At 68.0% G+C, this 15,315-nt stretch carries 15 protein-coding genes; 6 read left to right on the top strand and 9 right to left on the bottom strand.

The window, feature by feature from the left end; translation table 11 throughout:
* Positions 1-27: 27 nt before the first annotated feature.
* On the bottom strand, positions 28-2,928 hold the full coding sequence (locus tag ACIA76_RS34920) for an AMP-binding protein (protein WP_397158254.1): 2,901 nt from the start codon (positions 2,926-2,928) through the stop codon (positions 28-30).
* A 466-nt stretch (positions 2,929-3,394) separates the two neighbouring features.
* Here ACIA76_RS34920 and ACIA76_RS34915 point away from each other — a divergent pair, with 466 nt between their 5' ends.
* The 5 genes from ACIA76_RS34915 (at position 3,395) to ilvA (ending at position 9,010) form a co-directional block, all read left to right on the top strand.
* On the top strand, positions 3,395-4,804 hold the full coding sequence (locus ACIA76_RS34915) for a family 2B encapsulin nanocompartment shell protein (RefSeq protein ID WP_397158214.1): 1,410 nt from the start codon (positions 3,395-3,397) through the stop codon (positions 4,802-4,804).
* A 14-nt stretch (positions 4,805-4,818) separates the two neighbouring features.
* Positions 4,819-6,171, top strand: coding sequence for a family 2 encapsulin nanocompartment cargo protein terpene cyclase (locus tag ACIA76_RS34910; protein ID WP_397158212.1), 1,353 nt, complete (start codon positions 4,819-4,821; stop codon positions 6,169-6,171).
* Positions 6,172-6,209: 38 nt separating this feature from the next.
* Positions 6,210-7,082: a geranyl diphosphate 2-C-methyltransferase gene (locus ACIA76_RS34905; protein ID WP_397158210.1), complete on the top strand. Its 873-nt coding sequence runs from the start codon at positions 6,210-6,212 to the stop codon at positions 7,080-7,082.
* Positions 7,079-7,627 (top strand): isopentenyl-diphosphate Delta-isomerase, encoded by a 549-nt coding sequence (gene idi, locus ACIA76_RS34900; protein ID WP_397158208.1) that lies wholly within the window; start codon positions 7,079-7,081, stop codon positions 7,625-7,627. The genes ACIA76_RS34905 and idi overlap by 4 nt, the downstream gene beginning before the upstream one ends.
* Positions 7,628-7,780: 153 nt before the next feature.
* Positions 7,781-9,010 (top strand): threonine ammonia-lyase, encoded by a 1,230-nt coding sequence (ilvA, locus tag ACIA76_RS34895; RefSeq protein ID WP_397158206.1) that lies wholly within the window; start codon positions 7,781-7,783, stop codon positions 9,008-9,010.
* A 3-nt stretch (positions 9,011-9,013) separates the two neighbouring features.
* On the opposite strand, the gene ACIA76_RS34890 is transcribed toward ilvA, so the two are convergent.
* The 5 genes from ACIA76_RS34890 to ACIA76_RS34870 all read right to left on the bottom strand — a co-directional run bounded on the left by ACIA76_RS34890 (position 9,014) and on the right by ACIA76_RS34870 (position 12,716).
* Positions 9,014-9,979, bottom strand: a complete 966-nt coding sequence (locus ACIA76_RS34890) for an ABC transporter substrate-binding protein (RefSeq protein ID WP_397158204.1) — start codon at positions 9,977-9,979, stop codon at positions 9,014-9,016.
* 29 nt (positions 9,980-10,008) lie between these two features.
* A complete protein-coding gene (locus tag ACIA76_RS34885) occupies positions 10,009-11,037 on the bottom strand; it encodes an ABC transporter permease (protein WP_397158203.1) in 1,029 nt (342 codons plus the stop codon).
* Positions 11,034-11,786, bottom strand: a complete 753-nt coding sequence (locus tag ACIA76_RS34880; RefSeq protein WP_397158201.1) for an ATP-binding cassette domain-containing protein — start codon at positions 11,784-11,786, stop codon at positions 11,034-11,036. The genes ACIA76_RS34885 and ACIA76_RS34880 overlap by 4 nt, the downstream gene beginning before the upstream one ends.
* Before the next feature lie 92 nt (positions 11,787-11,878).
* Positions 11,879-12,202 carry a DMT family transporter gene (locus tag ACIA76_RS34875; RefSeq protein ID WP_397158199.1) on the bottom strand — a complete coding sequence of 108 codons (324 nt, stop codon included), beginning with the start codon at positions 12,200-12,202 and terminating at the stop codon, positions 11,879-11,881.
* A 55-nt stretch (positions 12,203-12,257) separates the two neighbouring features.
* A complete protein-coding gene (locus ACIA76_RS34870) occupies positions 12,258-12,716 on the bottom strand; it encodes a MarR family winged helix-turn-helix transcriptional regulator (protein WP_397158197.1) in 459 nt (152 codons plus the stop codon).
* A 147-nt stretch (positions 12,717-12,863) separates the two neighbouring features.
* On the opposite strand from ACIA76_RS34870, the gene ACIA76_RS34865 reads away from it, so the two are divergent.
* On the top strand, positions 12,864-13,340 hold the full coding sequence (locus tag ACIA76_RS34865; protein WP_397158195.1) for a hypothetical protein: 477 nt from the start codon (positions 12,864-12,866) through the stop codon (positions 13,338-13,340).
* 68 nt (positions 13,341-13,408) lie between these two features.
* Here the strand turns inward: ACIA76_RS34865 and ACIA76_RS34860 are convergent, their stop codons facing one another.
* The 3 genes from ACIA76_RS34860 to ACIA76_RS34850 all read right to left on the bottom strand — a co-directional run bounded on the left by ACIA76_RS34860 (position 13,409) and on the right by ACIA76_RS34850 (position 15,277).
* Positions 13,409-14,560 (bottom strand): lipase family protein, encoded by a 1,152-nt coding sequence (locus ACIA76_RS34860; protein ID WP_397158194.1) that lies wholly within the window; start codon positions 14,558-14,560, stop codon positions 13,409-13,411.
* 67 nt (positions 14,561-14,627) lie between these two features.
* Complete coding sequence (locus ACIA76_RS34855; RefSeq protein ID WP_397158192.1) at positions 14,628-14,927, bottom strand: helix-turn-helix domain-containing protein; 300 nt, start codon at positions 14,925-14,927, stop codon at positions 14,628-14,630.
* Between the two features lie 5 nt (positions 14,928-14,932).
* Positions 14,933-15,277, bottom strand: a complete 345-nt coding sequence (locus ACIA76_RS34850) for a type II toxin-antitoxin system RelE/ParE family toxin (RefSeq protein WP_397158190.1) — start codon at positions 15,275-15,277, stop codon at positions 14,933-14,935.
* Positions 15,278-15,315: the final 38 nt, after the last annotated feature.

Genomic DNA, 15,315 nt, shown 5'->3' with positions numbered 1-15,315 from the left:
GGCCGGACGACGGGAAGCCCTCTGCGGTCAGTCGAGCAGACGGTCGAGGGCCTCTTGGGTCAGCGGCTCGTAGGCGTCCGAATCGCGGTTGTAGAGCCAGGTCTTATCGCTCGGTTCCAGTTTCACCGCGGCTTGGACCGCGCGGGTGGAGGGGCGATAGGAGGAGCTGCGGGGGATGTCGTCCACCACGTAGATGAGGTCGGGACGTTGAGCGGCGTCCAGGGTGCGCAGGCATTCGGTGACGTCCTTGGGCCGCAGGCGGTGGTCCGGGCGGACGCTGACGGCGGCGACGGCGAGGGTCTTACCCGCGGTGTGCAGGGCGAAGGCCACTTCCATATCGACGGGGGTGATGTCGTTGAGGGCGTCGACGATGGGCTGGGTGTAGACGGGGCCGCGGGCGGTGCGGATGACCGTATCGCGGCGGTCCATGAGCCAGTAGTCACCGTCGCTGTCGCGGCGGAACAGGTTCTCCGTCGGCATCCAGGCGTCGCCGGGAGTGAACACCCCGCGCAGGCCGCCCTGGGAGATGTCGACCGTCTCCGCGGCCTTGCCGATCAGCAGGCCCACCTCGTTGTCGGCGGCGCGACGCGCGAAACCCTGTGCGTCGGTGAGTATCTCGCCGGTCTCGGAGTTGTAGGAGATCAGCTCCACCCGCGCGGTCCCCGGTACCGGGCGGCCCTTGCAACCGATCTTCAGCCCGGCCACGTTGGCCAGCACCACATCGCCCTCGATGGAGGCGTAGAACTCCAGAACCCGTGCGGGAGCGAACCTTTCGGTCGTGCGCCGCCACAGCCCGGCGGGCATGCCGGATCCGATGAACAGCCGGATCGGATGCGGATGTCCATCGGGGAAGGTGCCGGCGTCGAGGATGTCGCGCAGCATCGTCCAGGTGTAGGTGACGACCGTGACCCCGTAGCGGTGCACCTCCTCGGCGAATCCGGCCGGATCCAGCGAGCGCGCCAGCGCGATCCGGCTGCCACCGGCCACCGCGCCGCCCAGGCTCACCAGCAGCCCGGACGAATGATGCAGCGGCGCAAGGCAGTAGACGGTATCGCGGCGATCCAGATCGGCCGAGGTCGCGGTGCCGAACGCCGACAGCGCCCAGCGATGGTTGGTGATGTACTTGACCTGCAGCTTATCCCCGGTGCCGGTGACGAGCACGAACGCCAGCTCACGCGCGAGGCCCGGATCCGGCCGGAACCAGCCGGGCAGCACCACCTTCGACGGATCGATCTGCTCGAGATCGACCACCTCGCCGTCCAGCGGCACGTCCAGCCCGCGGGAGTCGCCGCCGCCCAGCACGAGCACCCGGGCGCCGGTGGCGCACGCATCGCGCAGATTCTCCGGATCGGCGATGATCGTTCGGGCGCCGGTCAATTCGACCGCCCGCTCCAATTCGCTGCCCGGCGCCAGCAGCACGGCCACCGCGCCCAGCCGCGACAGCGCCGCCACCGCGGTGAGCGCGCTGGGCCGGGTCTCCATCAGCACCCCGATCCGCGCCGCGGGCCGCACGCCCACCGAGATCAGCCCGCGCACAACGTTATCGATGCGCACGTTCACCTCGGCATTGGTGTGCACGCGATCGTCGAACAGGAACAGCTCGCGCAGCGGCGCCCGGCGCGACTGCTCGGACAGCAAGCGCCCCAACGAGATTCGGGTATGCGGCTGAATCATGCCGAGGCGGGTCAACCGGGGCAGGGCCCGCGCCGCCTCACCGCTCAGCTCGAACGATCCGCGCACCGCATTGCTCGCGATGCCACCCAGCGCGGTGCCCAGCCCCGCGCCGGTCTCGGCGAGCGAGGCCGCGGTATGCACCATCCGGGTGGCCGCCGAACGCTGCCGGGTGGCGGGCTCGTGCTCGGTCATCGGCGCGATCTGCTCGGGCAGCTCGCCTTCGCCGCTGAGCCAGTTCACCCAGTCGCGCACCAGCGGCCAGGTGTGATTGGTCGCCATACTGCCCGCGACCAGGCCGAAGTGCCCGGCCACCAGTGATACCTCGTAGACATCGGCATTCGGCGCGGCCCGCAGGATGCCCCGCACCGCCGCCGGCTGCCCGATATCGTCGACCTCGCCGACGAAGGCCACGATCGGGCACTTCAGCTCCGCCAGCGATACCGGCTGATCGCGGATCACGAAGCCGCCCAACATCAATCGGTTGTGCACGACGAACTGCTTGAGCAGATCCGCCGCGGCCGGACCGGCGTATCCGACCCAGCCCTCCCGCTCGAGGAAGCGGCGCTGACGCTCCTTGGGCAGCAGCGCCTCGCGATCGTGCAGCTGGCGCAGGAAGTCCAGGCGCGCCTTGGCGGTCTTGACCGGATCGAGCATCTGGAATCCGACCCGGACCATCGCGTCGGTGATCGGCAGCCGGTTGAGCACATGGTCGGCCACGAAATCGGCCACCTCGGAGACCAATCCGTGCGGCAGACCGAAGGGCAGCCCGGCCACCACGTCCACGGGGGCGCCGAAGGTGACGATGCTCTCCACGCCCTTGCCGTAGCGGAAGGCGGCGGTCTGGTAGGCGAACATGCCACCCTGGGAATAGCCCATCAGATGGACGCTGCGACCGGTCAGTTCGTTGACCGTATCGATCGCGCTCGACAATGCCAGCACATGGTCGGCGAGGTCGCGCTGCCAGCCGCCCTCCTCGGACGCCGGGGAGCCGAAATCCATGACCCAGCAGTCGATTCCGGCGCGCTGCAGAATGCCGACGGCGCCGCCCTCGAGGTTCACGTCGTAGATGTCGGCGCTGACCATCAGCGGGGGCACGAGCAGCGCGACCGGGCGGCCGGGGGTGGTGTCGTCGGGGAAGTAGTGGCGCAGCCGGTACATCCGCTTACGCTCGGCGACCTCGTACGGCGACGATTCGACATCGTGGGTCAGCCCACCGAACCGGATCACCTCGAGCCCGTTCTGCGCGGTCGCCATCAACCGCTGCACCGACCCGATGACCGACCTCGTCGTGAACTTCACGGTAGCTCCCAGACCTCACCCTCGTACGTGACACCCATCACGGTCCCCTGCGTGTCCTGTTGAGCTTGCCACAGTGCGAGCCTACTGCGCGCACCGTGTGACGAGGCGCATTGGCCACTCCTACCCGGCCGTGTGGTTCGTCACCGATCGGGGTTCGGCTCTGCCACCGACCCCGATCGTCGCCGATTCGTTATCGGCACAACGCCTTTCACGGGGTCTCGAGCGATTTCGCCGCGAACATCCCCTTCGGGGTCATACCATCGATCTGCCGGACCGCATCGTCGCGTAACTCCGGAACGCACTGTCGCACATCACCATTCACTCGCGTCACAGACTCAGCAGGCGTCATCGAGCCTGCCGGTTCGTCATGGATAAAACCATCCGGTCCTCGGATGGCCATCTCGAGGTGAGGACTTCAGGCATGACCATCGAATTGCCGATAGAGACCGAGAATCAGACCCAAAAGAGCCTTTCGACCAGTGCCGCCCATTTACTGGCGCACACCACCAAATCCGAACCGCAGATGCAGGGCATCAGCTCCCGGTGGCTGACCCGCTCGCTGCCCTGGACACAGGTGCACGGCGGCATCTACCGGGTGAACCGCCGCCTGACCCATACCGTCGGAAACAATGAGGTCGAGTTCGATATCGACGGCTCGCACGCCCGCGTCATCCCCTCCGAACTCAGCGAATTGCCGCCGCTGCGCGGCTTCGACGACGAGGAGGTGCTCGGCGCGCTCGCGCATCGATTCGAACAGCGCGATCTCGAGCCCGGCACCGTCCTCGCCGAATTCGGGAATCCGATGGATCAGATAGTCCTGATCGTGCACGGCAAGGTGGGCAAACAGGGTACCGGCGAATTCGGCGAGACCACCCGGCTCGGCATACTCTCCGATGGCGATTTCTTCGGCGACACCCTGATGACGAACGGCGATATCCTGTGGTCGGCGACGGCCAAAACCCTCACGCAGACGACGGTGCTGGTGCTCTCGCGCACCGATTTCGATCGGGTGCGTGCGGACTCCCCCGCATTGCGCGAGCAATTGTCCCGCACCGCGGCCCTGGCGCAACGTCCGCAGAACAAACAGGGCGAGGCGACTATCGAGATCAGCTCAGGTCACGCCGGCGAGCCGCTGCTGCCCAGCACATTCGTCGACTACGAGGCCAACCCGCGCGAATACGAACTGAGTCTGGGGCAGAGCGTATTGCGGGTGCATACCCGCGTCGCGGATCTGTTCAACGATCCGCACAATCAGATCGAACAGCAGCTGCGGCTGACCGTCGAGGCCCTCTACGAGCGCCGCGAATACGACCTGGTCAACAACCCCGACTTCGGCCTGCTCAACAATTGCGATCTCAAACAACGCATCTACAGCGAATCCGGCGCCCCGACGCCCGATGATATGGACGAGCTGCTGAGCATGCGGCGCAGTACCAAACTGTTCCTGGCCCATCCCAAGGCGATCGCCGCCTTCGGTCGCGAATGCAACAAGCGCGGGCTGTATCCGGATCCGGTCGAGGTCGACGGCCATCGCGTCCCGGCCTGGCGCGGGGTCCCGATCTTCCCGTGCGGCAAGATTCCGATCAGCGGCAACCACACGACCTCGATTCTGGCCATGCGCACCGGCGAGAAGGATCAGGGCGTGATCGGCCTGCACCAGACCGGAATTCCGGACGAGTTCGAGCCGAGCCTGAATGTGCGGTTCAAGGGCATCGACGATCAGTCGATCATCTCCTACCTGGTGAGCTGCTATTACTCGGCCGCGGTGCTGGTGCCCGACGCGCTGGGCGTGCTCGACAACGTCCTGATCGCCCGGCAACAGGCCGAATGACGGGGTGAGCGACGATGTCGGTGCTGTCGCGTGTCGCGGCGCCGCCGGCCACACATGATGTGGCCGCGACGGTGACCGCGCTGCTGACCAACCTCGACCATGCGCCGCCCGCGGTGCTGGCACTACCGGGCGAGGCGAAACCATCCGCAATCCAACCGGTTTCGTCTCCCCTGGCCGAGATGCTCACGGACGGTTCACCGTACCGACTGCTCGGTCCCATCGGGCTCGGCGCGATAGCTGTGCCGAGCCCGCCCGCCCGGATCACCGAGCCCGAGGCACCCGCCGGTCCCGCGCCGGGGCGCATCTCGTTCGTGCCCACCGGAGTCGGCACCGCCGCGAGCGCCCTTCGCCCGCCCTCGGCGGCCCCGGCGGCGCCGGGGCGGGCGATTCCGGCGCTGTACTGTCCGCCGCCGGTCCGCGACGATCCCGCGCTGGCCGAGGCGGTGAACGCGGGAATCATCGCCTGGGCCGAGGCGATCGGGCTCTACGAGGGGCGGCTGGACGAGCTACGCAAGGCCGACTTCGGCCGGCTGATCATGCTCTGCCACCCCGATTGCAGTAATCCGGATCCGTTGCTGGCGGTGGCCAAATGCGCGGTCTCGGAATGGTCGGTCGACGACTACTACTGCGAGGCCGACGCCGACGACCGGGCGCCGGACGGCACCCCGTCCAGCGCCGAGGCCGAACTCGGGCCGCGACTCGAAATGGCCATGGCCGCACTGGATCCGGTGGATCTACCCGGCGGCTATCAGCCGCTGCTGGAGCGGGCGCTGGACGGCGATCCGATCCTGCGCGCGTTCCGCACCTCGTTCGCACATCTGGGCCAGCACGCGACGCCCGCGCAGCTGGCCCGGCTGCGCACCGAGATCGCGGGCTGGTTCATCGCACTGGGCGCGGAGGCCGGATGGCGGGGCGCGGGCCGGATGCCGCCGGTATGGGAGTACCTGGCCAACCGGCAGCCGCACAGTTTCCTACCCTGTATGGCGCCGATCGATGCCGTGGGCGGATACGAACTCGACGCCGCCGAATACACCGATCCCCGGGTCCGTCGCGTGGTCACCACGGCGGCACTGGCGGCCCAGATGGTCAACGACCTGTATTCGATGGCACGCGAAGACCTTTCCGACGGAAGGGAATTCAATCTACCGACGGTCCTCGCCGCCGAGGAGGGCTGTTCGCGACCCGAGGCCGTGCAGCGCACGGCCGAGATCCACGACGAGCTGGTGCACCGGTTCGAGCGGGAGGCGGCGATGCTGGCGGCGACCGGATCGGCGCCACTGCGTCGCTTCCTGGGTGGCCTGTGGGCGTGGCTGGGCGGCAACCGCGCCTGGCACGCCGACAGCCGGCGATACCGCGACAGCGACTGAGCGCCAGGGCATTTCACAGATCGAGAGGATGATCCGCCATGACCATGCTCGAACAGGGGACCGACAGCGTCCTACAAAGCGCCTATCAGCGGTCGGTCGCCGCCTATTGGAACAACAACCCCAACGACGATCGCGTCAACGTCAAACTCGGCGAGGTCGACGGTCTCTACCACCACCACTACGGCATCGGCGAGCCCGACCTGTCGGTGCTGGAGGGTTCGGAGGACACCCGCCAGGAGCGGATCGTCCGCGAACTCCATCGGCTCGAGACCGCACAGGCCGAACTGCTGCTGGACCAGCTCGGCGATGTGCTGCCCACCGATCGGCTGATGGATGCCGGATCCGGCCGCGGCGGAACCAGTTTCATGGCCAATCAGCGCTTCGGCTGCCAGGTCGACGGCGTGACGATCTCGGAGTATCAGGCGGGCTTCGCCACCGAACAGGCCGCCGAGCGCGGCGTGACCGACCGGGTGCGGTTCCATCTGCGCAACATGCTCGACACCGGCTTCGACACCGGGAGTATGGGTGGCATCTGGACCAACGAGACCACGATGTACGTCGATCTGGGCGAGTTGTTCACCGAATTCGCGCGGCTGTTGCGGCCGGGCGGGCGCTATGTGTGTATCACCGGCTGCTCCAACGATGTCACCGGCGGGCGATCGGCGGCGGTGAGCTGGATCGATGCGCACTACGGCTGCATGATCCATCCGCGCGGCGAATACTTCCGGGCGCTCGCGGCGCACAATCTGGTACCGGTCTCCGTGGTGGACCTCACCCCGGCGACCATCCCGTACTGGGATCTGCGCACCCACTCCGAACTGGCCACCGGCGTGGAGAAGCCGTTCCTCACCGCCTACCGCGAGGGGAGTTTCCAGTATCTGCTCATCGCCGCCGATAAGGTGGGCAGGTGAGCTCCACCTCCGAGGCAACCGATCGGGAATCCCTGCTCGTCGAATTGGTCGACGAGCAGGGCCTGGCCACCGGCATATGTCCGGTCGCCGAGGCCCATACCGCGCCCGGGCTGCTGCATCGCGCGTTCTCGGTACTGCTGTTCGACGAGTCCGGGCGGGTGCTGCTGCAGCAGCGCGCCGCGGTGAAGACCCGATTCCCGTTGCAATGGGCCAATACCTGCTGCGGACATCCGGCGCCGGGACAGTCCGTCGTCGACGCCGCGGCCGTGCGACTGGCCGAGGAGCTCGGCATCCGGACCCCGGTCCGCGAGATCGGGACCTTCCAGTACCGGGCCGCGGACGCGACGACCGGGCGGGTCGAATTCGAATTCGATCACGTGCTGATCGGGCGCTTCGACGGCATGCCGCCGCGGCCGGATCCCGGCGAGGTCGCCGATTACGCGTGGGTGCGGCCCGAGGCGCTCGCCGAGGCCCTCGACGCACGCCCGGATATCTACACGCCCTGGCTCGGCGGGGTGTTGACGGTCGTCGGCCGGTCGAACTGATTCACCCGGAGTGTCCACGGCCGATTTCCGCGCCCACCGGTACCCGTGGTTGATACGCAACCTGCACAGGTGACCCGCCCGTGGGGCGTGCGGATTGCGCAGTCCGCCGACCCTGCGGCGTGCACTCGAATCGCACGCGCTCCGTCTGGCAGCATGGCCGCCATGGAGTTGATCGGGTTGGATCGCATCGAGGCCGCGGCGAAGGTGCTCGAGCCGGTCATCCGGCGCACGCCGGTGGTCGCCTCGCGGGTGCTGTCGGAACGCACCGGATTCGAGGTGCGGCTCAAATGTGAGAATCTGCAGCGAACCGGCTCGTTCAAACCGCGCGGCGCCTACAACCGGATCGCGAATCTGCCCGAGGCCGACCGGGCGCGCGGCGTGGTGGCGGCCAGCGCGGGCAATCACGCGCAGGGAGTCGCCTGGTCGGCAACGACTTTGGGCATCGACTCGACGGTCTTCATGCCGGTGGGCGCGTCCCTGCCGAAACTGGTGGCCACCAAGGCCTATGGCGCGACGGTCCATCAGGTCGGCGAGACCATCGAGCAATCCCTCTCGGCGGCAATGGATTTCGCCGAGCAGACGGGTGCGACGCTGATCCACCCCTTCGATCACGACGATATCGTCGCCGGACAGGCGACGGTCGGGCTGGAACTGCTCGAGCAGCTGCCCGACGTGGGCACGGTCCTGGTGCCCACCGGCGGCGGCGGACTGCTGGCGGGCGTCGCGATCGCGCTGCACCACCTCGCCCCGCAGGTGCGGGTGATCGGCGTGCAGGCGGCCCAGGCTGCGGCCTGGCCGGAATCGCTGGCCGCGGGCAAACCCGTTGCACTGGAACGGATGTCGACCATGGCCGACGGTATCGCGGTCGGCCTGCCCGGTGAGGTGCCGTTCGCGCATGTGGCCGAATACGTCTCGACCATCGTCACCGTCGACGAGGACGCGCTGTCGAGCGCGCTGCTGCTGTGTATGGAACGCGCCAAACTGATCGTGGAGCCCGCGGGCGCGGCGGCGGTGGCGGCGCTGATGGCCTGCGGGACAGCGGAATTGGGGCTCGAGGGTCCGGTATGCGCGGTGTTGTCCGGCGGCAACGTCGACCCGCTGCTGCTGACCCGCATGATCGGCCACGGCCTCAGCGCGGCGGGCCGCTATCTTGCCGTGCGCGTGACGCTGTCGGACCGTCCGGGCAGCCTCGGCCGCCTGCTGGCGGCGGTCGCCAAGACCGGCGCCAGCGTGGTCGACGTAGTGCATTCACGCACCGGCGCATGGCTGGCCATCGACGAGGTCGAGGTCCTGCTCACCCTCGAGACCCGCGGGCCGTCCCATCGCGGCGATGTGCTCGAGGCGTTGGCCGGGGCCGAATACACCGTGCATGTTCAGGATTGATCGTCAGCACTTGCTCTTGTAGAAGTACTTCGAGTCGGCGCCCATATCGGCCTGGGTGATGGCGATCATGTCGGTCTGGATGGTGCGCGTGACCGGTTTGCCCTCGATCGCGGCGACGGCCTGATCGACGCCGTCCACACCGATCGTGGCCGGATCCTGGGCGATGAGCGCCTGGACGGTTCCGGCCTTCAGATCCTCGACCTGTTTGGGGCTGGCATCGAAGCCGACCAGTTTCACCTGGCCGAGCTTGTTGGCGTTGCGCAGGCCCGTCGCCGCGCCCTCGGCGGAGCTGAGGTTGGTGGCGAAGATTCCGGCCAGATCCGGATGCGCGGCCAGGGTCGCGGTGACGATCGAGGCGGCCTGCGCGGCGTCGTTGTTGTTGTACTGCACCCCGAGTGAGCTCATGCCCGGATGGTTCTTCAACTCGGCCTCGAAGCCCTGGGCCCGCTGGTCGGTGGTCGAGGTGCCCGCCTTGGTGTTGATCACCAGCGTCGGGCCCTTGTCCCCCACCAGCTTTGCCAGCGTCCGCGCCGCCAGCTGACCGCCCTTGGTGTTGTCAGAGGAGATCGACGACAGCGCGATCGAGGTGTCGTCGAGGGCCGTGTCGACCTCGATCACCTTGATGCCCGCATCCTTGGCCTGTTTTATCGGGGCGGCCATCGCCGTGGCGTGGGTCGGAGCGATGAGGATCGCGCCGGGCTTGTTCGCGATGACGCCGGTGACGATCGGGGTCTGCAGCGAGGCGTCGAATTGGGTGGGCGCCTGCGTCTGGAGTTGGTAGCCGAGCTTGCGGGCCTCGTCCTGTGCGCCGCACTGCATCGAGATGTAGAACGGCTCGTTGGCGACGCCGGGTATGAGCACGATCCGCTTGGTGTCGACCCCGCCCGAATTGCCGACCTTGCCGCCGCATCCGGCCAGTACCGCCGTCGCGGTCGCCAGCACGGCGACCATCACCGTCACGGTCCTCATTGTGCGCCTCACCTTCGAGATCTGTTGGGCTACTTACGGTCTCGCGACCGCCGTCGAATCTGGTCGAACCACACCGCCGCCACGAGCACAATGCTCACCGCGATCGGCTGCCAGAACACCGGCACCTCCGCGATGACGAAACCCTTGCGCAGCACCGAGGGGATGAACACCCCGATGACGGTGCCCAGCACCGAACCCGCACCGCCGAACAGGCTGGTGCCGCCGATCACCACACCCGCGATGGCATCGAGATTGTCGGTCCCATGCCCGCCGATCGTGGTGGTGCCGAAGTAGGCCAGATTCATGAATCCGGCCAGGCCCGCGAGCAATCCGGTCATCAGATACACCAGCACCAGATGCCGGGTGACCCCGATTCCGGCCCGGCGCGCGGCCTCGGCATTGGAGCCGATGGCATAGGTGTAGCGGCCGAAGCGGGTGGTGTGCAGCAACCACGCGCCGAACAGGGTGACCACCGCGGCCACCAGCACCAGAATGGGGACCCCGCCCAGCACCGTGCCGAAACCCAATGAGTTGCGCAGGTTTTCGGGCACCGTACGGGTATCGACACCGCCGGTGATCAGCTGCGCCGCGCCCAGTGCCGCGCCGAACGAGCCGAGCGTGACGATCAGCGGCGGAATCCTGGCCTTGGCCACCAGGATTCCGTTCACCAGCCCCCAGAACGCCCCGCCGACAAGCGAACCCAGCAGCCCGACCGTCACGATTCCCCATCCGGCATGGGTGGCATCCTGGCCGGGACTGAGCCATTCCATGAGCTTCGAGCCGATCACACCGGCGAAGATCAGCACCATGCCGACGGACAGATCGATGCCGGCGGTGATGATCACGAAGGTCATGCCGATCGACAGCACCAGCAGCACCGAGGTCTCGATCAGCAGGGTCTGCAGGGTGAATCGAGTCGGGAAGGCATGCGGGCGCAGGATGCTGAAGGCGCCGTAGAGCACGACCAGAACCAGGCCGATCCACAGCGTGCTCGCGCCCGAGATCCGTTGCCACAGACTACGTTCGGCGACCTCGACGACCTCGGTTTCGGTGCTCATACCACATCCTCGGTATTCAGCGCGCCGGTCATGGCGCCGACCAGTTGCTCGAGGGTGGCATCGGAGCCGAACCGCGCCACCCGCCGCCCGAGCCGCAGCACCTCGATCCGATCGGCCACCGCCAGCACCTCCGGCATGTTGTGACTGATGAGCACGACCGCGATGCCCTGATCGCGCACCCGGCCGATCACCTCGAGCACCCGCTCGCGCTGCACCACGCCCAGGGCCGCGGTCGGCTCGTCCATGAACACCACCTTGCTCGCCCACATCACCGCGCGGGCGACCGCGACGGTCTGGCGCTGGCCGCCGGACAGGGCGCCGATCGGCACATCCGCGCGCGGCAGGGTGACACCCAGGCGCTGGAAGTGTTCGGCCGCTTGCGTTTTCATGGCCTTGCGGTCGAGCATGCCGAGCCGTCCGGGCAGACCGCGGCGGAACAGTTCGCGGCCCAGGAACAGATTCGCCGCGGGGTCCAGATCGGGGGCGACGGCCAGATCCTGGTACACGGTCTCCACGCCCATCCTGCGGGCGGCGGTCGGCGAGGTCATCCGCACCGGTTCGCCGTCGAGCAGAATGCGGCCCTCATCGGGTTGTTCGGCGCCGGAAAGACATTTCACCAGTGTGGATTTGCCCGCACCGTTATCGCCGATCAGCGCGACCACCTCACCGGCGTCCACGCGAAAGTTGGCCCCCCGCAACGCCTCCACGCCGCCGTAGCGTTTGACCAAGCCCTCGGCTTCCAACACCACGGATCACCCCGTCGACATCGACTGTGCGGATGATCAATCCGCCCGCCCGATGGTAGTTTCACCCCGCCGGGCGCGGGGCGGAATCGGGCAAGTCAGTGCGCGCCACCGAGTTGCAGCGCGAGCACGCCGAGGATCACCAGCGCGATGCCGCCCATCTGGACCGCGGTCAGGGTCTCGTTCAGAAACAGCGCCCCGATCGCGGCGACCGCGGCTACCCCGATGGCCGACCACACCCCGTACGCGACCCCGATCGTCATGCCCCGCTTCAACGCCTGCGACAGGAGTACGAACGCCGCCACGTATCCGATCACCACGATGATCGACGGCACCAGTTTGCTGAATCCCTCCGACAGCTTCAGCGATACGGTCGCCGAAACCTCGGACACGATGGCCAACAGGAGTAGCAGGAAACTCATGGCCGCAAGATAACCACACGATCCCGACGGACCATCGGAACCGCCTCCGCACCAGCTAGATCCGCGGCGGCGGACCGGGAATCAGGGCGGCGAGTGCGGTGGTCAATCCGGTGCGATCCCCGGGGGTCAGCGAATCGAGGAGTTGGCGGTCGAGCCGGGCGGTCACATCGGCGGCGACGGCCAGCAGCTTGCGGCCGTGGTCGGTGACCTCGAGGCGCGCGCGGCGACCCTGGCCCGCGTTATGCCTGGTGACCGCGCCCATATCCTCGAGCGTGCGGACCGTGGCGTGCATGCTCTGCGCGGTGACACCCGCGCGACGGGCGAGGTCGCTGTAGGACAGTTCGGGATTGCGCGCGAGATGGCCGAGGGCGCCGAGCAGGCGCAGGCTCAGTCCGTGCTCGGACAGCGCCTCGTCCAGGCCACGGGCGGCGAAACGTCCGGCCAGGATCAGCCGGGTCGTCACCGATGTGACCAATGCCTCACCACCGGTGGGTCGCTGGGGATCGGGGCTCATCGAACGGCTCGTTTCGGCGGGGGCGGGCGGTGGGGGCGGTGCCGGGTGACGCACCTCCGATTCAGCCTAGCTTGCAGTCAGGCTTAAAGTCTGTGGGTGGGTCGATACCGGCCCGGCACGCCATGCTGATCGAGGATCGGGAGACCCGTGACGAAAATTCTTCTCTCACTGCACGTCATCGCGGTGATCATCGCGATCGGGCCGGTGACCGTGGCGGCGAGCAGATTCGCGCCCGCCGTGCGCCACATCGTCGCCGCCGCGGACGGGGTGCGCGAGACGCCCTCGCTGTCGACGCTGCATCGCATCTGCCGGGTGTACGCCGCGGTCGGCGTGGCCGTTCCGGTGCTGGGCATCGGCACCGCCGACAGCATGGGCATCCTGACCCAGGCCTGGATCGCGGTGTCGATCGCGCTGACCGTGGTGGCCGCGGCGGTGCTGGGCCTGGCCGTGCTGCCGGGGCAAGCGAAGATCCTCGCCGATCTCACCGCCGGAACCATTCCCGCCGAACCGGCGCTGTCCAAGGCCGTCGGCCGCGTCGCCGCCTATACCGGACTGTTCAACATCCTCTGGGTCGCGGTCACGGTTCTGATGATCGTGCGCCCGGGCTCGACGACCGGAGCCTGATCTCCGCATCGGTGGTCCGCCGCCCGCACAGTCCGTTGACCAGCACCAGGATTCGGGTCTCGGACGTATCAGCAGTCGTTCGGGGCGGCCACGCCGGCGAATCGGTCGGCGAGATAGGACAGCAGGCGGGGCACGGCGGTGACGCCGCCGGTCATATGTTCGCCGGGTTCGCGCAGACGGGCGACCGTGGCGCCGGCCGCGCAGTAGCGATCGAGGACGGTGTCGGCGGCCGGGAGGGTGACGACCTCGTCGCCGCTCGCGTGGTACTCCAGCACCGGGGCGCGCGGGGTCACCGCGCCGAGGCTGTTATCCGCCAACGTTTGTGCCAGCGGCCCGGCGCCGATCGGATCGGGAATGGTCGTCAGGGTGGACAGCCGGAGGAAGGGATGGCCGGCGAGCAGCTCGCCGACGCAGTGATTCCGGTCGGCGTCCACCACCTGTCGACCCGCGTCGTTCAGGATCGACCCCAGTCCGTCCTCCGGGAATGCCCGCGTCAGCCCGATCAGGCCGCCGACGAGGAATCCGGCATAGGGCCCACCGTCGATGTCGCGGAACACCTTTCGCAGATCCCCCGGCACTCCGCCCAGCGCCGCACCGACGAGATTGATCTCCGGCGCATAGCGCGCCTGCTGTTCGGCGGCCCACCCGGAGGCGAATGCCCCACCCGAGTAACCCATCACCCCCACGGGCGCATCAGGCGACAACCCCGCGGGCGCGAAACGCAATGCCGCGCGAATACCGTCGAGCACCGCATGTGCGGCCATCGGACCGGAGAAGAACTCCGACCGCGGCCCTTCGTAATCCGGCGCGATCACCGCCCACCCCCGAGCCAGCGCCGCCTCGGCCATGACCATCGCACCCCCGAGCGCCGCCCCCGGCGGCGCGGCGAACCCGTCCCGCAAGGTATGCGACACCGCACACCGCTCGGCCACGGAATCCTCGGCCTCCTGATACGACAGCAACGGCCGCACCCCCGGCCCGGCCCACGGCGCGCGCGGCACCAACAGGGTCCCCACTGCCACCACCGCACCCCCCTGCGCATCCTGGGTCGCATACGCAATCTGCCACGCCGACACAGGAATCGGCACCCCCATCGCCACAGTCGTCACGGGCGCCGCCCACAACACAACCCCATCCCCACCGCCATCGGCCCGCCCCACCCCCGCCCCCACCGACACCAGCAGCAGACCACACAGCACCCACCGAGCCACCCGCGCCATGGCGGCCACCCTATGCCGCCCCACCCCACGCAGCCGCGCCCTTCGCCGAAATCCCCTAGCCCACGCCCTAACTCGCGTCGCGGAGCGGATGGAATTCGACGCTCAATCGCACTTCCAACGCCTCCGCGATCCGCTCCAGCATGGGAATCGTCGGCATCGTGCCCCCGGCCTCCAGCCGCGCGACCGCCGGTTGTTTCAAACCGGCCCGCTCGGCAAGTTCGGCTTGCGTCAGCCCCAACTGTTCCCTGCGCTCCCGCACGGCAGTGCCGAGCTCGAATCGAATCCGGGCAGCCTCATATGCCGCGCCCGCCCCCGGGCGCTGCATCACCTCGGCACGCTTCTCGGCCCAGCCCTTACGTTCACCCATGGATCTCACTCCTCCTCCACGGTATGAGCTTCATCGATACAGCGTCGCATCACGCGCATCGCCCGCTCGATCTCGGCGGTCTCCCGCATCCGCTGCTTGGGAAACACGGTCAACAGGATGATGCGCCTTCCCGAAGCGATCCAGTAGGTGATTCGGACCGCGTCGCGAGAGAGATAGAACCGTAGTTCTCGCAGCTTTCCACTCAGCTGCCTGGTGTACGGCTCGCCCAGGAGTACGCCCCGTTCCGCCAACAGGTCGACGTAGAAGACCACGGTCTCCTGATCGTCGCCGCAGAGCGAGTCGAACCACTTCTCGACCTCCGGCTCCAGTTCCACCTCTCCCCAATTCATAACACGGACGTTATATCGACGGCAACCGTCACGTCCGA

Origin of the sequence: Nocardia sp. NPDC051570, from assembly GCF_044454005.1 — a bacterium.
Lineage (GTDB): Bacteria > Actinomycetota > Actinomycetes > Mycobacteriales > Mycobacteriaceae > Nocardia.
The sequence above is the reverse complement of the archived record's forward strand: the minus strand, read 5'-3'. Positions and strand labels throughout refer to the sequence as shown.